The organism is Litorimonas cladophorae, assembly GCF_014652455.1.
In the GTDB taxonomy this organism is placed as follows: Bacteria; Pseudomonadota; Alphaproteobacteria; order Caulobacterales; family Maricaulaceae; genus Litorimonas; species Litorimonas cladophorae.
In genome coordinates this window covers 1,099,745-1,120,373 of the sequence record NZ_BMYV01000001.1, presented here as the reverse complement: position 1 = coordinate 1,120,373, position 20,629 = coordinate 1,099,745, and the positions used below count along the sequence as shown (strand labels likewise).

The window sequence follows — 20,629 nt, the reverse complement described above, 5'->3', positions numbered from 1 at the left end:
CCTTCACGTTCTGAAACTGATTTTGAGCCCGGGCTTTGTCTCGGGCTTTCTATTTTTTCATTTGACTACATCTGTGGTCTTTAATACGACTACATGTGTAATCGATAATCCAGTCGATATCTAAGGATCCGTAGTGAAAGCAAAGATTAGCCAATCTGAACTGGACGTGATGAATGTCCTCTGGCGCGAATCGCCGCTGGGTGCGTCTGAAGTTGCGACGCGATTGGCGACCAAGAAAGATTGGTCCGATCGAACCGTGAAAACGCTGTTATCGCGTTTGGTTGAGAAGGGCGCTTTGTCAACGGAACTGGATGGACGACGTTTCCTCTACACGCCCGCCATCAGTCGGGACAGTTACGCTGGCCCCGCAACCCGCAAATTTGCGGAACGTTTATTTGGCGGCCGCGCCGCGCCATTGGTTGCGCATTTGGCCGAAGGTAACGGTCTAACGGATGAAGATATTGCCGAAATCGAAGCGCTTTTGGAAAAGCTGAAAAAATGATCAGCGCCCTGTCAGACACCGAACCCTTTGTTCGCTGGCTCGTCGAGACGGGGCTGGTCGTGAGCCTTTTGATCTTTGGCATCCTTCTGATCCGTCGGCCCTTTGCACGTTGGTTTGGGGCCAATGCGACCTATGCTTTGTGGAGCCTGCCGCTCATTCGAATGTGCCTACCTGTTTTGGCTATCCCTGAAAGCTGGGTGCCGGCTGCGTTTCGTCCAGCTGCCCAGCCTGCGGCGGCGGTTGATTTGGCAGCGGGCTTACCTAGAACGGTCGGTCAATCCCGTCCAGAGGATCTGACGCCCTTCTTATCGGATGCCTCAGTTTTTCAGGGGTCAGCCTTTCAGGGGAGTGATGTTTCGATCTTGATGGTAATCTTGGGCCTCTGGGCAAGTGTGGCGGTGCTGTGGTTGGGCTATCAGCTTTATCAGCAGCGGCAGTTCAAATTGCGTTTATTCGCCAATAGTGACGTCACCAGTGCTGCGCTTCTCGCAGAAGTAAAGTCGGCAGCAACGCGCGTATCGCTTTCAAAATCCCCAGACGTGCGCATCTCTCATCAGAATGTTGGACCGCTGATCACGGGTGTATTCAATCCCGTGGTGGTCCTGCCCAAAAGTTTTGAGACTGATTTCAACCCGCAGCAACGTAACTTCGCGCTGATCCATGAATTGTCGCATTTAAAGCGCAAAGATTTATGGGTGGCCTGCGGGGTCCTGATGTTTCGTGCGGTGAATTGGCCGAACCCCTTGGTTCATTTCGCGTCTCACCGATTGCGCGCCGATCAAGAAGCCGCATGTGATGCCTATGTGGTCAAAGTGACTGGGCAAGCCACGACCCATTCCTATGCCGAGACATTGGTTAAAGCGGCCCGCCAAACGACTGGAAATAGCGGCAAACTTGGCCAATTGGCTTTATCCTTGGCGGACACACAGGCCGGTGCCGACACTGAAATTTCGAATGGAGACGAAATATGACTAAAGGAGACGAAGAATGAAAAATTGGCTGAACTTCGGGGTGTCTGATCCCCTGACATTGGGCATGGCTCATCCTATCGCCGATCGCTTGGAAACATTGGGTCGTGCCAGACCTGTGACCAAGCGGAGCCGAGCGATGGCCTTGGGCCTGATCGGGGCGGTGGCAATGCTCACCGCGCCGATCACAATAGCGGCTGACCACCCAGACAAAATTATGGGCTTCGATATACATATCGACGGTGAGGCGATGAAAGGTCAAAGCTACGAAATCATCGATGAAGACGGAGAGAAGAAGGCCTATCGCATTCTTGAAGGCGGCGAGCGCCAGCAAGTTGACTTGGAGATGAAAGAGGACGGGTCCTACCAGCTGACCTATGAAGACGGTCAAACCGTTGACATTCCCAACATCGATTTAGACGGATTGGACAGTCTAAAGTCTCTGGAAGGACTGAAAGCCTTAGAGGGGCTAAAAGGGTTAGAGGGATTAAGCGCTCTCAGCAGCTTGGAAGGGCTGAGCGAATTAAAAGGCGTCAGCCGCATTATCCTCAAAAACGGTGAATTCGAAAGTCCTGACTTTCCCGAAAATGTCAAAATCATTGTGGGGAATAAAACGATAGACGTTGCCGGCGACGGTGGCACCCTTGACGGTGACAGTCGTGCGAAAATTCAGGAATTTATCCGGGGCGCAATGACGGGCCGCCTCTCGGATGAGGATGGCGGCTTTGAATGGATTGATGAGCTTAAGTTTGGTGAAAACGGCGATGTGCGACGGTTTATTTTAGACCGTAAGGATGGAGCTGTTCTAAACGACACAATTATATCCGGGTCGTCAGTTGACGCGTTTAGCTTCGGTCCAGCCCCCGAATTTTACGAGGATGTAGACGCCGAAATTGAAGCGCTGATGGCCGACAGTTCTGTCGATATTCGAACCCGCAAAGCCAAAGCGCGCCGCATGAAAGCAGGTGCCTTACAGGCGGAATTCCGTCGCAATAATCCGGCGGCAACCGCTGCGCAAAAGGTTGAAAATTGTATCGCCATTCTTGATCGATTGAACAGGGACTATCGCTATCACAATCAAACTGATCGGGGCGAGTCGGCGCAGGCCAAATGTGAACGTTCGAACGTCTCTGTTCGTTCGTCCTTTGTCTTCTCCTCAACTGACGAAACGGAATAGTTAAAACTGAGAATCCGAACTTGGTCCTGTCATCGCTGGATGTGATTACAATAGGTCAAGATTCTGCGCCCGCCCCTTTGAACCCCGGGGCGGGTGCTCCTATGTTGTGTGCATGAAAAAATTATTGCCCTCTCTTCTTGCCGCAACGGCGCTTCTGACATCGCCATCCGCGTCGGCAGATCAGGTCACGCGAGTCGTTCCAAGTTCCCAAGTCGAAGTTCAGCTGTCCTATTCGCCCGTTGTCAAACAAGCCGCGCCAGCGGTGGTCAATATTTTCACGTCTCGAACTGTGCAAACTCGTGGTCGGTCGTCCTTTTTTGATCAGATGTTTGGGATGCAGCGCGCCCCGCGTAGCCGCGTTGAAAACTCCCTGGGCTCGGGTGTAATCGTTCGCAGCAACGGCATTATTGTGACGAACGCCCATGTCGTCAAAGGCGCGGATGAGCTGAAGGTCGTCTTAAATGACCGTCGCGAATTTGAAGCGAAAGTTATCGCGCAAGACGAAGAAACCGATCTCGCCGTTTTGCGGATTGATACACAGGGTGAGCAAATGCCAACTTTGCTTGTGGGTGGCGAAACCGAGCCAGAAATTGGCGATATCGTTCTGGCTATCGGCAATCCCTTTGGCGTGGGTCAGACCGTGACGTCGGGCATAATTTCGGCGCTGGGTCGAACAAATGTATCTGATATTTCCAGCGCTATTCAAACCGATGCAGCCGTTAATCCTGGCAATTCCGGGGGCGCTTTGGTCAATCTCAAGGGTGAGTTGATTGGCGTGAATACCGCCATTTTTTCACGCTCAGGTGGATCAAATGGGATTGGTTTCGCCATTCCGTCTGAGCTTGTTGAACGGGCGATCGACTCGGCCCTCTCTGAAGGTCGAATAGTGCGCCCTTGGATTGGCGCACGTACGAATAGTGTCGATGCGACCATGGCGGCCGCCTTGGGGCTGGACCGTGCACGCGGCGCGGTGATCAACGAGATCTTGATCGGCGGTCCGGCTGAAAAAGCAGGCTTAGATAAAGGCGACGTTATCTTGTCTGTTGGCGGAACCGATATCAATGACGACAGTGGTTTGCGGTTTAAGCTTGCGACACTGCGACGGGATGAAGTTACGCGTGTTGAATATGTGCGTAATGGGGCCAATCGTGTCGCGCGCGTCCGTGTGGATACACCGCAAGAATCTCCAAAGCGCGACGAACGGGCGCTGGAAGGCGTGCATCCGTTTAACGGTGCAGTGGTCGTCAATATGAGCCCTGCCTTGGGCGAAGAGCTGGGCTTTGATCCCTATTTGTCGGGCGTCATGGTGTTGAAGGTCCGTCGTGGGTCGGCGGCAAATTATAATCGTCTCCGTCCGGGGGACTTTATTCTGAACGTCAATGACAGCGATATATCTTCGACGCGGCAGCTTGAATCCCTGTTGAAATCTGAGCCTTTTGACACAGTTTGGGACGTCCAAGTTGACCGTGATGGTCGTATTGGCGCGCTGCCCATCCGCTATTTGCCACCGCAAGATTAAAAGGGGCTCTCGCCACGTGAGGGCGCTGACGCCAAGGTGAACACTGCGCAGCGCCGACATTGGGGCCCCTTTTAGGTTGGCCTAGCGCCGCCCCGCGGGTAGGACGCGCTCATGAGTTCATTTTTGACAGTTGCGTTGGGCGGCGCCTTGGGTGCCAGTGCCAGACACGGTATTGGCCTTGCGGCATCGCGTTGGTTTGGTGCGGGCTTTCCGGTCGGGACCTTGTTCTGTAACGTTTTGGGTGGGTTGCTAATGGGCCTTCTTGTGGGTTGGCTCATTCGCGACACGCCGGATCATGCAGATACCATACGTCTGTTTGCGGGTGTCGGCATTCTAGGTGGATTTACAACGTTTTCAGCCTTTTCATTGGAGGCGATGCGCATGATCGAAATGAAGGCTTATGGGCCGTTTATTGGATATGTTAGCGCGTCTGTCCTCTTATCTATCCTCGCCGTTGCACTCGGCTTAATTCTAATGCGGGGGACGGCATGAGCGGCGTTCAGAAAATTACGATTCCAGATCATGATGCGGGCGGACGACTTGATCGTTGGTTCAGACGTCAGTTTCCACATATCCCGCATGGGAAAGTCGAAAAGCTGTTGCGAAAGGGCGAAATTCGTCTGGATGGCAAACGTGCAAAAGGCAATGTGCGGATTGAGGGCGGTCAAATTGTGCGCGTGCCGCCGCTGCCTGATCCATCGGATATGGAAGGTCCGCCACCCATCCCTGCTGCTGACGCAGAACTAATCCGCTCGCTTGTCATTTACGAGGATGAGGAGCTAATTGCGTTGAACAAGCCTGCTGGCTTGGCTGTGCAGGGCGGTACAAAGACGGCCCGTCACGTTGATGGCATGTTGCCCGCCTTGGGCGAAGGCTGTCGCTTGGTCCATCGTCTTGATCGCGACACGTCTGGCGTTCTTGTCATTGCCAAAACGGCGGCGGCGGCCAAATGGGCGGGGCGGGCGTTTCAAAGCCGTCGCGCCGAAAAAATCTACTGGGGCATTACCAATGGTGTGCCGCGTCCGATCTCAGGCGAGATTAAAGGTTATATGGCCAAAGGCCGTTTGGACAATCGCTTTGGCAATGTGAACGAAGGCAAAGAGGTCATGATGGCTGTGCGTCACGGTCACGAGGGCGCAAAACATGCGCGGACACTTTATGACGTGCGCAGCCAAGCTGGGCAAAAGGCCGCTTGGGTCGCCATGATGCCCTTGACGGGGCGAACCCATCAATTGCGTTTGCATATGCAGCTCCTTGGCGCACCAATTGCTGGTGACCCGCGATATTTGACCGATCGACCCGCACCAGGCGGCTTGGCACATCGCCTTCATCTTCATGCACGCTCTTTAGAGCTTCCGCGTGAAGGGAAGCCCCCGCTTAAATTCACGGCTGAAATGCCTCCACATATGAAGAACGCTTTCATGACGCTCGGGTTTGATCCCAGCAATGACGTTGTCGACTGGGAAGACTTGATGTGAGCAAGGGCCGACTGAATAAGCGTTTTTACGAGTCTGTCACCGTCGACAAAATTGTCGAAGATGATGCGATTGCTTGGCGGGTGTTGCTGGATGGACGGCAAATTCGGACGCCCGGTAAACTTCTTCTGACTTTCCCAACGAAGACCTTGGCGCAGCGTGTGGCTGGGGAGTGGGAAGCCCAAGACGAACGTATCAATCCGAGCCTGATGCCACTGACCCGTTTATTCAACGTGGCCACCGAACAAACGCCAAGCCGACGTGAAGATTTGTTCGCCGAAGCGCGGCGATATGCGGCGACAGACCTAATTAGTTACCGCGCTCCAAACCCTCGTATTCTTAAGGAACGCCAAAGCGCGGCGTGGGACGTTTGGCAGGATTGGGCGGCAGCGCAGGGCATAACCCTAAATGTAACTGACGCTTTGCAAGCTATCGATCAACCTGAGGGGAGTTTGGACGCTGTCGAGGCATTCGCACGACAGCTTGATGATGTGCGACTGACGCTCTTTGTGCATTTGATCGCGGTTTACGGGTCGGTCGTCTTATCCTTAGCGGTTCTCAAGGGGGTGCTATCTGCTGAGGCCGCATTCGATATTTCACGCGTCGACGCCGATTATCAGATTGAACTCTGGGGCGAAGATGAACAGCAAGCCGACATCACGAATGCGCTGCGGGCCGAAACAATAGCCTTGGGCGGAATTTTGGAGATCTTATAATGGCTTCACCTGTAACAGTCACAGAACGTCCTGGTGGAAAATACACGCTGGATGTCGAAAATGGTCGGCATAAATTATATGCGGATGAACCGCTGAGTTATGGCAGCGCCGATTTAGGACCTTCACCGTTTGAATATCTTTGCGCCTCTTTGGGCAGTTGCACCGCTATCACCTTGCGCATGTATGCGGGACGTAAAAAATGGGACGTTGAGAATATCTCCGTCACAGTCACACATAGCTTGCGCAAAACGACCGATAACGAAACGCACAACGTCTTTAAGCGGGTGCTGTTTGTAAGAGGTGATTTAGACGCGGATGCGCGAAGCCGTTTGGTCGAAATCGCCAATAAATGCCCAGTTCACAAAATCATGGAACATGGGAACATCATTGAAACGACGCTGGGCGAAGTCTGAGCGATCGCATACCATAATCGGAGAATATGATGGGTACTGATCTTTTATTTTCCGTTTTCGTTTTTTTAGCTGCCGCTTGCGTTCTGGTTCCGATTTCCAAACTGACCGGATTAGGGTCAGTGATTGGGTATCTTATCGCGGGTGTATTGATCGGACCTCACGTTCTGGGCTTGATCGCAGAACCTGAGACCATCCTGCATTTTTCTGAATTTGGCGTCGTGATGATGCTGTTCCTCATCGGTTTAGAACTCCAGCCTAAGGCGTTATGGGAGATGCGAACGCGCCTGTTAGGGCTGGGGGGCATCCAAGTCTTTGCGACAGTTGTCGCGATTACAGCGATCGCAATAGCCCTCGATGTACCTACGGCTGAAGCCATTGTGATCGGCATGGCCTTAGCATTGTCTTCCACCGCGATTGCCATTCAAATCATGCAAGACCGATCAATTATGGGGCACCCTGAGGGAAGATCCGGGTTTTCGGTTCTTTTGTTCCAAGATGTTATTGTCATTGCGATGATCGCGGCGCTGCCGCTTCTCGCGGTTTGGGGGGCAGGGGTCGACCTTGGACAAGAGGCGTCACAGGTTCCGAGTTATGCAGGCGATCATGGCGGGGCGTCCGACCATGGGGCTGTGTCTGGCGGCATTCCAAAGCCCGAGGGTATGTGGTTACCTGTCGCCATTTTCGCGGTGTTTGGCGGGATGGTCCTTTCTGGGCGGCTGCTGTTGCGACCCGTATTTCGCTTGATTGCACGTTCAAAGGTCCGCGAAACCTTTACCGCGATTGCTTTGCTGCTGGTGGTTGGCGCCGCACTGCTGATGAATTGGCTGGGCCTGTCCTCAGCTTTAGGGGCCTTTATCGCAGGAGTCGTCTTAGCCGATAGTGAATATCGCCATCAGTTAGAATCCGACATTGAACCCTTCAAAGCCTTGCTACTTGGGCTGTTTTTCATCAGCGTGGGTATGAGTTTAAACTTCGAAACGCTTGCCCAATATCCGTTGGAAATTTTGGGCGTTGTGAGCGGCTTGCTCATTCTGAAATTTGCGATTTTATTCGCAATCGGCACAATATTTAAATTGGATTTGTCGCCTAGGATCCTTTTCGCGGTGCTTCTCTGTCAGGCAGGGGAGTTCGGGTTCGTTTTGTTCCAGTTTGCGATTTCCGAGGGTGTTCTGCGTCCTGAAACAGGCGGTTTCCTCAATGCTGTCGTTGCGATCTCCATGGCGCTGACGCCGATCCTTGTGCTGGCTTATGACAAATTGATCGCGCCGCGATTGCGCACAGCGGCCACGACAGGTGAGGGGCCGCAGAACCATCAAAACCCTGTGCTGATTTTAGGGTTCGGGCGGGTCGGTCAGATCGTCGGTCGCTTGCTACAGACCCAAAATATCGGAACAACCATTATCGATAAAGACGGCGACCACATTGAATTTCTAAAGCAATTTGGTCACAGGGTTTACTATGGTGACGGGACGGATATGGACCTCCTGCGCATCGCCGGCGCCGATGACGCGCGAATTGTGGTTGTCGCGATGGATGACCGCGAGGCCGTGACGACGGCGGTGAAGGCGATCAAGCATAGCTTTCCGCATCTTAAAATTCTCGCACGCGCGCGGGGTCGAACGCATCTTTTCGATCTGTTGGCCGAAGAGGTTGATTACGTTGAACGAGAAACAATTCGTGGGGCGCTGGCGATGGGCGAGAAGGCTCTAACGCTCTTGGATTTCGATGATATCCGTTCCGCGCGTCTGGCCAAAGATTTCCTGGCCTTGGATTTTAAGATGGCGGAGGAGACCTACGAAATGCGCGACGATATCGCGGCTCTGGCAGAGCGCTCTGACAGGCACCGTGCATTGCTCATGGATACGCTCAATAAAACGCAAGACGCGGCTCAAGATACAGGGGGTTAACCGCGGCATTTTCGTCGCGGAGCGGGTCGATACAGGTCGTAGGGCTTGCGCCGCGCGAATTGGGCGGTAAACCGCGACTATGCCAAATTTAATCAAACTTCTGTTTTCCCCCAGTGGACGTATCGGACGCCGAGATTATCTGATCGGTATAGTCGGGCTTGTCGTGATTTTCAGCGGTTATGGTTTACTGATTAATGCGCTGGGCGGTTCTATGGCGGGTTTCTTTGCCGTATTGGCCTTTCCATTTGTGATTTTGCAGATCGCCTATAGTGTTTATGGTAAACGCCTGCACGACATTGGTCGGACACTTTGGCCCGTCACTGGCCTCATTTGCGCGATGCTCGCAGCCATGATCATTGTCATGCTCGTATATGGTGGAGCCGAATATTTTGCCGCCTTTAGCGAATATACTCAGGATAATCCGCCACCCCCAGAAGTCGTAGAACGCCTTAACGCCGAATTTGGACCGCGACAAAAGCAAGGTGAAGCCATCTTGAGCTTCACAATTGTGGCGCTTTTAGCGGGATTCACGCTCTGGTTAGGGCTCGCAAAACCCGATGCAGATACAAATCGCTACGGCGCCCCAATATCGAAATAGGTTCGATTTTTCTTGCTTTTTTGTAAGATTACGTCAATCTCTTATTGCTAAACAATAAGAGGGAGAGATTCTTATGGGTAACCTACTATTTTCACCATCGGGCCGTATTGGTCCCGCCGCCTTCATGAAAGGCATGATGGTCCTTGCCGCCATCAGTGCAATTATATCTTTGACTGGCTTGTTCAGTTTTCAAATATCTCAGCTTTTGGGCTACGTATCGTTTTTACTAATTATTCCGTCTTTCTTCTTACTGATCAAGCGTAGCCATGATGCAGGAAAATCAGGTTGGATGAGTATCGTTTGGTTCCTGCTGTGGCTTGTAATCGTGATCGTTATTTCAATGATCCTTGGCGCGGTGATGCCAGGTGCCGCCGAAGCTGAAATGAAGCTCGCGATGGAAGCCCGTATGGCAGGTGCTACAGGCTTTGGAGAGATTATGGAGATCACCAAAGAGATCACCGACGAGTTTGGCCCCGCTCTCGCAAAGCAAGCTGCTATCCCTAGCGCTATTGCTAGTCTTGTTGCGACAGGTATAGCTGCCTTCTTGATCAATATGTTCAACAAATCAGATGCGCATGACAACCAATTCGGTCCAGCGACAACGGGCGACTCCTAGGTCGCACTTTGAAAAATGATTGCGAAAGGCCCGCCATTCGGTGGGCCTTTTTTTGCGGAAAAATTTGTGATCAGCTTTATCAGCTTGGCCTAGGATTTTGTTGGGCTGAAAATACGCTCAAAGCTGGATTTTAGCGCAACGTCCAATTCTTCCATCGACACGTCACGCCCCAAAGACGCCAGACTCGCCACGCCATGTTCGCGAATGCCGCAGGGCACGATTCCGTCAAAATGCGAGAGGTCAGGGTTCAGATTAATACTGATCCCATGAAAGCTCACCCATTTTTTCAAACGAACGCCGATCGCTGCGATTTTCTCTTCGCGCCCGTCAGGTCTGACAATCCAAACACCGACGCGCCCGCACCGCCGCTCTGCGGATACATCAAACTCCGCCAATGCGTCGATAATCCATTGCTCTAAACCGCGTACAAATGCAGACACATCGCGCCCCCGTTTGCGCAGGTCCAGCATGGCGTAGCCGACGCGTTGTCCAGGCCCGTGATAGGTGTATTGCCCGCCACGGCCAATCTTGTGAACCTCAAACCGATCAGGAGCTACAAGGTCCGCGGGGTTGGCGGATGTCCCAGCTGTATAAAGCGGTGGATGCTCAAGCAGCCAAACCAGTTCATCCGCGTCCCCCGCCGCAATCGCAGCGGCGCGGGTTTGCATACGCTCATGTGCAAATGGGTAAGGGACACGGTCTGACGCGACCTCCCAAACAACGGGGTCGGAGCTGTAAATCGAATTGGTTATTTGAAGAGGTCCAATTCATCGAATTCTTTTTCCAATACGGCACGCGCCTCTGGGATTTCCGAAATTCGCTTCACTTCTGTGATCAACTGGCTTTGCTTTTCTAACATGGCAGGCATCTTCTTTAGCATCGCAATGCTCGCCTTCATGTCGGACATATCCTGATTTTGGAAGGCTTCGAGCGTTGCGTTTAGACGTGGAATTGTTGCGCGGACGTCTGCGATAGCGGCCTCAGCTGTCGGGCCATCGACGACCTTTTTCAAGACGACGGTGATTTCTTCAGCCTCGTCTCCGAAATAATCGATCAGCTCACCCACGTCTTTCGTCGACACTTCATTCGCCGCCTTGGCCTGTATCTTCTCGGCTTTCGCCTTAACGGCGGCCGGACCTTCTGCTTCGAGTGTCGTGGTCTCACTGCACGCTGCCAGGAGTAACGTGCCGCATAGGGCAGGGATCAGAAATAGCGCTTTCATGGGACAGCTCCAAGTTTGTGTTGGGACCGTGTATAAGCCGAATTTTACGGGCGACATAGGATGAATTTCCGGATGGATGTTGACAGAGCCGCTATCCGGCAGCCCATCGCCAAAGGTGCACAGAGCTCGCGATTTGGGGTGATCTAAACAGTTTGCAGTGTCTTGGTATTTTTCGCTTCACATTTGGTGCGGGGCTGTCTATTGCGCGCCAACCTTAATGTGCGGCCGTGGCGGAATTGGTAGACGCGCAGCGTTGAGGTCGCTGTGGGGTAACACCCGTGGAAGTTCGAGTCTTCTCGGCCGCACCAAATTTCTTCTGACAATGGACACGTAAGTCCTTGTAATTGTTTAGGTTTCCTGTGGAAACTTGTAACTACTTTTACTTGTTTTCGTGTCCTGATGCACAAATTGGTACACAATCTGTACCACAAATGAGTGCACCTAACCTCTAACCCCAAGAGGTGCGGCCATCGGGAGAACGCCCATGAAAACGATACGCCGCCCTAACCAATACCTAAAACTTCGCGGGGAGGTCTGGTACTATGTCCGCCGCGTTCCAAACCTTGTAGCTAGTCAAATGGGCCAGACGATTATTTCGCGCTCGCTTGAAACTGATAGTGTGAGTCTGGCTCGGAAGCGCCGTGATATGTGCGTAGAGGCCGACAACGCCAAATGGCACAAGCTGAATCCATCCACTTTCACGCGCCCCAGTGTTGACCGCTCCCTGCGCCAAGCCCGTCAGGATGCAAGCGCGATGGGCTTCACCTACAAGCCCGTAGAAGAGCTAACAGAACCTCACAACTATGAAGAGCTGGCATATCGTTTATTGCACCTAGAGGCGCTACAGACCCGCCAGAGAGTAGATATAGAGCGCGCCGCACCCGTGCTGATTGGCACGGTGAAACCCGATAAAGTGACGATTACCAAAGCACTCGAAATATACTTAACCGAGATTGCCTTGGACGAGGTCGCGGGGAAATCGCCAGAGCAACGCGCCACATACGAGAAGGTAAAGCGGCGCGCCGTGGCTAACTTTGTGAAGCTCAATGGCGACGTCGATATGCGCAAGATTGACCGCGAGCACGGACGCAAGGTCTATAAATTTTGGGCTGACAAGGTGTATCCCAAGAACGGGGCAAAGCCGTTAAGCGGAAGCAGCGCCAATAGAGACTTGGGCAATCTGCGCAAGCTTTACCGAATGTATTTTGAACATGTGGGCGAGGAAGACCGCCAAAACCCGTTCCGAAATTTGCGCTTTTCGGCCAAGAAGATGAAGCAAGTGAAACCGTTTACGAATAGCTTTGTGCGCGAAAGCATCATGAAACCGAATGTCTTTGAAGGGCTAAAACGCGAGGCCGCTTTGCTTTGTTTGGCCCTAATCGAGACAGGGTGCAGGCCCAGCGAACTGGCGAATATCTTGCCAGAAAACATCCGTCTGGACGATGAAGTGCCGCATATTCGCATCCGTTCAACGGCTGAAAGGCAACTGAAATCAGAGGCATCAATTCGAGAAATTCCGCTTTTAGGCATAAGCCTAGAGGCTATGAAACACGCCCGCGACGGCTTCCCACACTACCGAGATCGCGGCTATTTACTTTCGCAAACGCTGCAAAAGGCGTTCAAATCGCGCGGCCTTTTGCCGAGTTCTAACCACCGCATTTACAGCTTTCGGCACAGCTTTGAGAAGAGAATGTTGGAGGCAGGGCTGGACTACGGCTTGCGCTGCACCCTCATGGGACACCGAAACCCACGCCCTTATTACGGCGATGGAGGCTCGCTAAGGTACCGCAGAGACGAGCTGCAAAAGATAACCCATCCCGTCACACCAGAGCTACTCGCGGGCTTTCCTTTTGTTGCTAGTGCATAATCTGCGAATTCCCTTTCGCCTTAGGGTAAAGGTAGTTAACTTACGCAAGCGCGCCAGTAATCAAGCAATATCGGTGACAACTTGGGTCGTAAAATCGTCCACCCAGTAGCGGTTGAGGGTAACCGCCCGACGCGCCTTACTAAATCAAACTACAGCAAGAGACCTATGAAACCATCACTATACTTAATCGCAAACTGTCCTGCTGGATGCCTCTTTATTATGCCAAAACCATCAGGGGAATGGCTGGAGGATGATATTGCACACTATAAAACGGTGGGGCTTACTGATGTTGTTTCTTTGCTGCGAAGTGATGAAATAGATGAGCTAAACCTATTGGATGAAGAGTTTTTTTTGCGCCAAAGCTAACATTGGTTTTACTCGACTTCCGATACGTGATCGCGGCTTGCCTGATCTGAATTTACTTAAACAGTTAGCACTTAAATCAGCGGAGCTTTTGAAAAATGAAGCGAGTTTAGCAATACATTGCCGCGCGGGAATTGGTCGAGCGGGTTTGTTATCGTGCTGCATATTACAAGAGCTAGGAATGGATGCTGCGGAAGCAATCAAGAGCGTAAGTGATGCTCGTGGCGTGACTGTTCCTGATACTGTGGAGCAACGAGAATTCATTTTAAACTACATGAAGCAATAAAATTCATAGTGTTCTTTTGCCGCTATCGCGGCAAGCACGGCGCGCCTGCCTGCACTCGTGTGGGCGGCTCCAGCAGTCCCGCCGTGCGGTTCTATCCGTAAGAGTTTAGTTTGCCGAGAGTGCGTTTTGGAGGCGGTTTTCACGCCCGCGACGGCTCTCCAACTCGCGGTCGAGGCAGTCAAAAGCTGGCCAGTATTCATCACCCAAAGTTTCAACAAGTTGGGCCGCTATTCGGCGGGCATGTGTGAGGTCGGAAAATGAAAGCAGGCGGGGTGTAGCTGTTTTTGTCATGCCCAAACTATAGCATTTTGATTAGAAAATATCATTCGAAAAGCTGGTGGAAGTTCGAAGTTTGCGGGACTTCTAGAAGTTGCGCGATAGGTGCGATGGAGGCAGGGCGCGGGTGGAAGGCGCGGAAGGCAAGATAAAAGGGGGTGGTGTCATCCCCATGCTAACGCATTGTCTGCACATCGTTTTTCGTGACACCACTGCCAAGAGGCCTGGTGTCACCGTTTTGGCGTTATTCCTTGCTATGCTTAGGAAAAATGGGGGTGACACCTTGCATGAGGCCTACGCATTATCTCGGGTTACAACTGTAATTTATGAGAAAATACTTTCGTCTGGCACTGGTTTTGACGCAAATTTGGTTGATAAATGTTCTATATTTGTTCACAGTAAAATTTGTGGGATTGTGAGAAATCAAACCTTGTCAAAAGGGTCAAATCGCAGTCTTTTACAATTGGGAGAAAAACATGGCCAATCGCCTTACATCAATTGAGCTTTTTGCTGGCGCTGCTGGACTTGGCCTTGGGGCTAAACAGTCGGGCGTTGACCCTGTCGCAGTCGTCGAGTGGAATAAAGATTGTCGCAATACAATCGCTCTCAATCGTGACGGTGCAGATGGAACGCTGAAAGCTTGGCCCAAAAAGATTGGCCGTGATGTTAGGGAAGAAGATTTTAGCGAGTTTGAAGGTAATGTTGACCTCGTTACAGGAGGGCCGCCTTGTCAGCCATTTTCGATGGGGGGAAAACACCAAGCGCACGCTGATAACCGTGATATGTTTCCAGAGGCAGTGCGGGCAGTACGGCAGACGAGACCTAAGGCATTTATTTTTGAGAATGTCAGAGGTCTAACACGTGAATCATTTCAGCCCTATTTTGAATACATCACACTCCAGATGCGTCATCCGCAACTGACTGCCAAAGAGGGTGAAGATTGGGCGGAGCATCTTGCCAGGCTTCAAAGCCACCATACGGGTCATTCTGATAATGCCGATGATTACCGCGTTGTGACACAAGTATTAAACGCAGCCGACTATGGTGTGCCGCAGCAAAGACACAGGGTTTTCTTTGTGGGGTTCAGAGCCGACCTAGGAATAAATTGGCACTTCCCTCACGCGACACACAGTAAGCATGCGTTATTGGTTGATATTGCGAGCGGTGCATATGAAGAGCGACACGGCCTTGCTAAGGGACAGCTCGCACTGTCCCCTCAAATTTCTAAGTCAGTAGAGCGTATGCGTGAGCGTGACCTCGAACCCAATTCTTTAGCCGCTTGGCAAACTGTCAGAGAGGCTTTGAATGATTTGCCTAATCCAACACAGAAAGCGCACTCCAGTATCTTGAACCATAAGCTACAAAAAGGCGCTCGCAGTTATCCTGGCCATACTGGCTCACCGCTCGACTTACCTGCCAAGGCTCTTAAGGCGGGAGTTCACGGCGTTCCTGGTGGTGAGAATATGCTTAGGTATGCAAATGGTAAGGTTCGTTATTTTACTGTTCGTGAAAGTGCACGTTTGCAAACCTTTCCTGACAATTTTGAAATCTCTGGAACATGGTCGGAGGCTATGCGCCAACTCGGCAACGCAGTCCCTGTTAAATTGGGCGCGGCTGTGACTTCAAGCGTCAGCACTGCATTAGCTGAGGCAAATACCTAAAATGAGTGGTGGGATTCAACAGCCTGGTTTCAGACAATTTGAATTTGCATTGACAGATGCGCTCATTGCGCAGTTGATCACCTGCCTCGACGGAATGAAAACAGCAGAATTGACACCAAAAATCACTGCAGGAATCCCAAATGGTCAGGGCGTCTATCAGCTCTTTTTAGATGGCAATTTAGTTTATATCGGCAAAACTGATAATGAGGCTGGTTTGCAAAGACGCCTGTTACGCCACGCTAACCTTGTTCTATCGCGCAGCAACTTAACAGGCGGTCGCGTGACATTTAAAGCCGTTCAAGTTCTGGTGTTCTCGGCAATGGAACTGGAAAGTATGCTGATTAAGCATTACATGGTCGATGGAAAAGTGCCACCTTGGAACAATAGCGGATTTGGTTCTAACGACCCAGGACGTCAGCGCGACACGACCAAGTACAAACCTGACCATTTTAATGTTCTTTATCCAATATGTTTGAATGGCCTTGTAGCCACTCCGCTCTCAGCCGGGTTGACAGTAAAAGAAGCGGTTAAACTTTTAAAAAGCGAACTGCCTTTCCTCTTACGGTTTGAAGGAAAGAAACCAAACGTGTCAGACTTGGAAGCCACAGTTTTGACAACTGATATTTCGGGTTTGAGCGTAAGCGATACTTTGAAGGCCTTGATCGCGTTGTTGCCTGCTGGATGGCAGGCAACTCACCTTCCTGGATATATTATTCTGTATAAAGAGGCGCAAAGTTACGCCCACGGCAAGATTATTGCCCGAAGTTAGCTTTTGCTTATTTGGTTCAATAAACTTAAAATCTACCAAGGCTTACACACAGGTTGTCTTTCGGCGGTTTAGTGCAAAGCGGCCATTGGCTAAATTGTTTATTGCCCTTAATTGAAATATGGAGGCAGCACCTCTATCTACAACCATAAGCATAGTCGATTCAATGGTGACAGACTTTTGTGTTAACGTGGATTCTAATATGCATATTGAGAGTATAACTCTGAGAAATTTTCGTTGTTTTGGGAATACCCCAGAAGAATGTACCTTTGAAAAAGACCTAACAGTTTTCGTAGGGTCAAACGGCGCAGGTAAGACGACGATCATAAAGGCCTTGCAACGGCTATTCGGCACCAATTCTCATGACAGGCGATTAACACGGGAAGATGTCCATTTTGGGCCTAAGGAGATTGCGGGCGTCGCTCCGGTAGAGCAACCAACTGACGAAGCCACTCAGCCCACCTTATCATATGTTTCTTCAAAGGAGATCATGATTGACGTAACTTTGGCTTTCCCAGAGTTGTTAGGAGACGGAAGTAACTTAGATTCCATCCCGGATGTATTCAACGCAATGTCAACTGCGGGCGTCGGTGAGCCTCTTAAGGCTAGAATTAGGCTGGAGGCCAAGTGGACCTGTGGGCTAGATGAAGATGACATCGAACAGAAAATTTACTGGATAACTACCTTAGACCCAGTTCCGTTTGGCGAGGAGGACATAGCCAAGATTCCAATGTCGTCTAATCAAAGACAACGTATCCAACTTAGATATTTACCTGCAACTCGCGATGGTGCCGCGATCGTAAGAACCGCTCTGAAAGAACTTTTGAATTGGCTCGAAAAGTTTGGTGACTGGGAAGGTGGCAGGAAACCGATGGAAACCCAATGGAAGGATTTGCAAGGTTTGTTTGACTCCATGCCTGCTATCAAAGCTGTCACAGACCAGTTGTCAGATTACTGGACGCAATTGTTTGATGGGAAACACTTACAATCTGCTAAATTAACGGTTTTATCAAGGGAAATCCAAAAAGCACTACGTGACTTGACTCTATCTTTAGGGCCGGGGCCAGCAGGTAAAGACCACGCTATTGATGAACTGAGTGAGGGGCAGGCCTCGCTGTTTTATATAGCGTTAGTCGCCACTTTGCTGAAAATGGATAGCGCACTGGAAAAAGGCCCAAAGTCAGGGTTCAAAGAGATTGCGATGCTTCGGCCATGGTTCACTATCATTGCTCTTGAGGAACCTGAAAATCACTTAGCGCCATTTTACTTATCGAGAATGATAAATTTAATGAAGAGCTTAGCCTCTCATGATAAGGCCATGGGCATCTTAACATCCCATTCGGCAAGTGCTTTGGCGAGGGTTGAGCCCACCCAAGTGAGGCATGTAAGGCAGGATATAGAGAAACAAGTTTCGTGCATTAAGCCTATAAAATTGCCCGTCACAACCGATGTTGCAAATAAGTTTATTTATGAAGCAGTGAAGAGCCACCCAGAGTTATACTTTGCTAAATTGGTGATTTTGGGAGAGGGGCGATCCGAAGAAATTGTTATCCCTAAGCTCGCTAAGGCGTTTCATAAAGACTTAGAGCTTGACCCTGCATTCGTTTCATTCGTCCCATTGGGAGGGCGTCATGTAAATCATTTTTGGAAATTGCTTTTTGACCTTCAAACTCCTTTTGTAACCTTGCTTGATTATGATCTGGGCCGTTACCAAGCGGGGCATTATCGATTGAAGTATGCTGTCGATCAACTTGAGCAAAATGGCATAACTCACCCGTCCTTTGTGAAGCCAACGGATGCTCAAGCTTGGAAGAACTTGATTGTCCAAAATAAAACTGAAGCGGAAGCGTGGTGGAATTGGCTGCAAGAGAACAACGTCTATTTTTCTTCGCCGTTAGACCTAGATATGATGATGCTGTCCGCCTATCCTAGTGCTTACAGTGGCATTGCATCATTACCAACCCCTTTACCTCCCGGTGGTTATGACAAAAGTGTGTTTGGCGAAAGTGGAGAGGGGGTGCAGGCATATCCCCCAAACCTAGTTCCAACACCAACAGAGTTGGCCATCTACGACGCACTTTTTAAAAAAGGCAGCAAACCTGTGGCGCATATCGAAGCTTTGTCGACTCTGACCGATCAGCAAGTCAAGGATGGATGTCCGCCCCCCTTGAAGACCTTATTCGAGCGTTGCGCGCAAATTTTGAATATCGCTTTGGACGTGCCATTAGTCGTTGACAATCAATCATGATAACGGCGGGCGAGGAATGGACCCCTGCGGACGGAATGCAGCTAGATGCAGCCACTATGAATGCTGTAAAAGGGCAAATGAATGCAGCAATACTTGCAGGGCCGGGAGCCGGTAAAACTGAACTATTAGCTCAACGTGCATCGTTCTTATTGGAGACAAATACTTGCGTCTCGCCTCGTAAAATACTGGCTATTTGCTTTAAAAGAGATGCCGCTACAAATTTGAAAGAACGAGTTGAGAAGCGTGTTGGTGAAGGTTTGAGCGATAGGCTTGACAGTAAAACTTTTGATGCATTTGCTAAAGGCATAGTAGATCGATTTGGCGGAAGTCTGCCTGAATGGTGCAGACCTTCTCGTGACTATCAGATAATGTTTCCAAGTTGGAGAGATTGGTCAGATTTTGGCAATCATTTAAGTCTAGACCCGCCCTTTAGTGAGGAACGGTTTAACGGGGAACAAATTAAAAATTTACATGCTAAGTTTGGCCGTGCCTGTGGGACTTTGCCATTAGTACGACCCGAACCAGAAAATGGCGCACAAGCCGCATCAATTCAGTGGTGGACGAGTTGTATGGATTCTAATCCTTCCAAATTAACTTTTGGAATGATTTCAACTCTTGCGGCCACAATCATCCATCATAATCCGTCTATCAAAGCAGCTTTGCAACAAACCTATTCAAATGTATTCTTGGACGAATTCCAGGATACTACGCCATTACAATATGCACTTTTAAAAGAAGCATTTTGTGGTTCTACGTCCAACCTTACAGCTGTTGGCGACATAAAACAGATGATTATGGTTTTTGCGGGCGCAACGCCATATCGCTTCCAAGAATTCATTAAAGACTTCGCCGCACAGTCAATTCCGCTGACAACTAATTTTCGTTCAAATAGGAGAATAGTTGCGATCATCAACTCGATGGCCCGTATAATTGAACCAACGGCAATGGAAGTGACATGTGCGCGTGTGTCTGACGACCTACCCGAAATAACGGATAGTATAATCAATTTTGACAATAAGGAGACGCAGTCCAAATCATTGGCAACATTTATCGCCAAGCAAACTCAAGAAGGTCAAAACCCGTTAAATCAGAATGACTTCATATTGCTCGTAAGGCAAAAAGCCAACGAATTTGAACCTGACCTTAAAGAAGAATTTGAGAAATCTGGATTAACTCTCAGGAACGAAGCGCGCACTTTCAACGGTATATCCATTCAAGACTTTATGAGTGAACCTCTTGCAGAGCTTGTAGGTGCATTAACTCAGATGGCGGTGGGCGACCGAGACGACTCTCCTTATCAGCGAGTACTAAACCTTATTGGTGTTCCAATGGGATTGCGTATGGGCAGGGAAGCGACAGATTACCAAATTGAACAGTCCGTGAGATCCTCGGTAAAACTCTTTAAGGGCTTTGTCGCTGGTAAATTGCCTAGGGAAGTCGATTTTAGTGAGGTTTTGGAAAACTTAGTCGAATGTTTTGGAGAGGATAACGTTCGTCGTATGTCGAGCGAGTACGCAAACCTTGAAAGATATCGAGAAATTAAGCTAGCCATAAGTGAGTACCTAACTGAATGCGGCCAGAAACCTGTTTCATGGATAGATGTGATAAATGAGTATAGGGGTAAAAACCAAGTTCGCCTGATGACCGTTCATAAAAGTAAGGGCCTAGAGGCTCATACGATAATTTTCTTGGAGTTACAGGATAGCTCGTTTTTCTATAAAGCAAATATGGAAGAGGAAAGGCTCGCTTTTTTCGTCGCCGTATCAAGGGCGCGCGAACGATTGTTTATTACTACGACTTCCAGTGTCCGGTCAAATACTAAACCGCTATTCGATATGTTGGCTGCAGCAGGCGTTGTTGCTAGTTAACCCGAGCGTATCCTAATGGGAGCGCTGGTGATGGGTTGAAGCCTACTCTTAAGTTATTTACATCCTATCCACTGCTACACATTTCATTCCCACATTGCATAACAAATGCCTTGCGCATGGCCATAAGTCATTGTATTCATTGAAAATAATGAAGAGATTTCAGTCTTCTCGGCCGCACCAT

At 50.2% G+C, this 20,629-nt stretch carries 21 protein-coding genes and 1 tRNA gene; 19 read left to right on the top strand and 3 right to left on the bottom strand.

The genetic code is table 11. The annotated features are described in order from the left end of the window. The first annotated feature begins 133 nt into the window (after positions 1-133). The 11 genes from IE073_RS05320 (at position 134) to IE073_RS05270 (ending at position 9,891) form a co-directional block, all read left to right on the top strand. Complete coding sequence (locus IE073_RS05320; RefSeq protein WP_189582277.1) at positions 134-502, top strand: BlaI/MecI/CopY family transcriptional regulator; 369 nt, start codon at positions 134-136, stop codon at positions 500-502. Then, positions 499-1,473 (top strand): M56 family metallopeptidase, encoded by a 975-nt coding sequence (locus IE073_RS05315; RefSeq protein ID WP_189582274.1) that lies wholly within the window; start codon positions 499-501, stop codon positions 1,471-1,473. The genes IE073_RS05320 and IE073_RS05315 overlap by 4 nt, the downstream gene beginning before the upstream one ends. 16 nt (positions 1,474-1,489) lie before the next feature. Continuing rightward, positions 1,490-2,647, top strand: a complete 1,158-nt coding sequence (locus tag IE073_RS05310) for a hypothetical protein (RefSeq protein WP_189582271.1) — start codon at positions 1,490-1,492, stop codon at positions 2,645-2,647. A 112-nt stretch (positions 2,648-2,759) separates the two neighbouring features. Continuing rightward, entirely contained in the window at positions 2,760-4,166 is a 1,407-nt protein-coding gene (locus IE073_RS05305) for a Do family serine endopeptidase (RefSeq protein WP_189582268.1), read from the top strand. Between the two features lie 111 nt (positions 4,167-4,277). Further along, positions 4,278-4,658 carry a fluoride efflux transporter FluC gene (locus IE073_RS05300; protein ID WP_189582265.1) on the top strand — a complete coding sequence of 127 codons (381 nt, stop codon included), beginning with the start codon at positions 4,278-4,280 and terminating at the stop codon, positions 4,656-4,658. Then, positions 4,655-5,644, top strand: a complete 990-nt coding sequence (locus tag IE073_RS05295; RefSeq protein WP_189582262.1) for an RluA family pseudouridine synthase — start codon at positions 4,655-4,657, stop codon at positions 5,642-5,644. Before IE073_RS05300 ends, IE073_RS05295 begins: the two co-directional genes overlap by 4 nt. Beyond that, the gene (locus IE073_RS05290; protein ID WP_189582260.1) at positions 5,641-6,357 is read left to right on the top strand and encodes an ATP12 family chaperone protein; all 717 of its coding nucleotides are present in this window, start codon (positions 5,641-5,643) and stop codon (positions 6,355-6,357) included. The genes IE073_RS05295 and IE073_RS05290 overlap by 4 nt, the downstream gene beginning before the upstream one ends. Continuing rightward, the gene (locus IE073_RS05285; RefSeq protein WP_189582257.1) at positions 6,357-6,770 is read left to right on the top strand and encodes an OsmC family protein; all 414 of its coding nucleotides are present in this window, start codon (positions 6,357-6,359) and stop codon (positions 6,768-6,770) included. The genes IE073_RS05290 and IE073_RS05285 overlap by 1 nt, the downstream gene beginning before the upstream one ends. A 26-nt stretch (positions 6,771-6,796) precedes the next feature. Further along, the gene (locus IE073_RS05280; RefSeq protein WP_189582254.1) at positions 6,797-8,677 is read left to right on the top strand and encodes a monovalent cation:proton antiporter-2 (CPA2) family protein; all 1,881 of its coding nucleotides are present in this window, start codon (positions 6,797-6,799) and stop codon (positions 8,675-8,677) included. Positions 8,678-8,756: 79 nt separating this feature from the next. Further along, positions 8,757-9,275: a DUF805 domain-containing protein gene (locus tag IE073_RS05275; RefSeq protein WP_189582251.1), complete on the top strand. Its 519-nt coding sequence runs from the start codon at positions 8,757-8,759 to the stop codon at positions 9,273-9,275. Positions 9,276-9,348: 73 nt separating this feature from the next. Next, positions 9,349-9,891, top strand: coding sequence for a DUF805 domain-containing protein (locus IE073_RS05270; protein ID WP_189582248.1), 543 nt, complete (start codon positions 9,349-9,351; stop codon positions 9,889-9,891). A gap of 89 nt (positions 9,892-9,980) precedes the next feature. Here the strand turns inward: IE073_RS05270 and lipB are convergent, their stop codons facing one another. Together lipB and IE073_RS05260 are read right to left on the bottom strand one after the other, a co-directional pair. Further along, a complete protein-coding gene (gene lipB, locus IE073_RS05265; RefSeq protein WP_189583837.1) occupies positions 9,981-10,658 on the bottom strand; it encodes a lipoyl(octanoyl) transferase LipB in 678 nt (225 codons plus the stop codon). After that, positions 10,640-11,113, bottom strand: coding sequence for a hypothetical protein (locus IE073_RS05260; protein WP_189582245.1), 474 nt, complete (start codon positions 11,111-11,113; stop codon positions 10,640-10,642). The genes lipB and IE073_RS05260 overlap by 19 nt, the downstream gene beginning before the upstream one ends. A gap of 221 nt (positions 11,114-11,334) precedes the next feature. Here IE073_RS05260 and IE073_RS05255 point away from each other — a divergent pair. The 4 genes from IE073_RS05255 (at position 11,335) to IE073_RS05240 (ending at position 13,629) form a co-directional block, all read left to right on the top strand. Continuing rightward, positions 11,335-11,421: transfer RNA gene (locus tag IE073_RS05255), tRNA-Leu, on the top strand. A 176-nt stretch (positions 11,422-11,597) separates the two neighbouring features. After that, on the top strand, positions 11,598-12,980 hold the full coding sequence (locus IE073_RS05250) for a site-specific integrase (RefSeq protein WP_189582242.1): 1,383 nt from the start codon (positions 11,598-11,600) through the stop codon (positions 12,978-12,980). Between the two features lie 165 nt (positions 12,981-13,145). Continuing rightward, a complete protein-coding gene (locus tag IE073_RS05245; RefSeq protein WP_189582238.1) occupies positions 13,146-13,346 on the top strand; it encodes a hypothetical protein in 201 nt (66 codons plus the stop codon). Then, positions 13,318-13,629, top strand: a complete 312-nt coding sequence (locus IE073_RS05240; protein ID WP_189582235.1) for a protein-tyrosine phosphatase family protein — start codon at positions 13,318-13,320, stop codon at positions 13,627-13,629. The genes IE073_RS05245 and IE073_RS05240 overlap by 29 nt, the downstream gene beginning before the upstream one ends. Before the next feature lie 105 nt (positions 13,630-13,734). On the opposite strand, the gene IE073_RS05235 is transcribed toward IE073_RS05240, so the two are convergent. Next, complete coding sequence (locus IE073_RS05235) at positions 13,735-13,920, bottom strand: hypothetical protein (RefSeq protein WP_189582232.1); 186 nt, start codon at positions 13,918-13,920, stop codon at positions 13,735-13,737. Positions 13,921-14,381: 461 nt separating this feature from the next. On the opposite strand from IE073_RS05235, the gene IE073_RS05230 reads away from it, so the two are divergent. The 4 genes from IE073_RS05230 (at position 14,382) to IE073_RS05215 (ending at position 20,448) form a co-directional block, all read left to right on the top strand. Then, on the top strand, positions 14,382-15,566 hold the full coding sequence (locus tag IE073_RS05230; protein WP_189582229.1) for a DNA cytosine methyltransferase: 1,185 nt from the start codon (positions 14,382-14,384) through the stop codon (positions 15,564-15,566). Position 15,567: 1 nt separating this feature from the next. Further along, positions 15,568-16,335, top strand: a complete 768-nt coding sequence (locus tag IE073_RS05225) for a GIY-YIG nuclease family protein (protein ID WP_189582226.1) — start codon at positions 15,568-15,570, stop codon at positions 16,333-16,335. 199 nt (positions 16,336-16,534) lie between these two features. Next, positions 16,535-18,580: an ATP-dependent nuclease gene (locus tag IE073_RS05220; protein ID WP_189582223.1), complete on the top strand. Its 2,046-nt coding sequence runs from the start codon at positions 16,535-16,537 to the stop codon at positions 18,578-18,580. A gap of 56 nt (positions 18,581-18,636) precedes the next feature. Further along, positions 18,637-20,448 (top strand): UvrD-helicase domain-containing protein, encoded by a 1,812-nt coding sequence (locus IE073_RS05215; protein ID WP_233349829.1) that lies wholly within the window; start codon positions 18,637-18,639, stop codon positions 20,446-20,448. Positions 20,449-20,629: the final 181 nt, after the last annotated feature.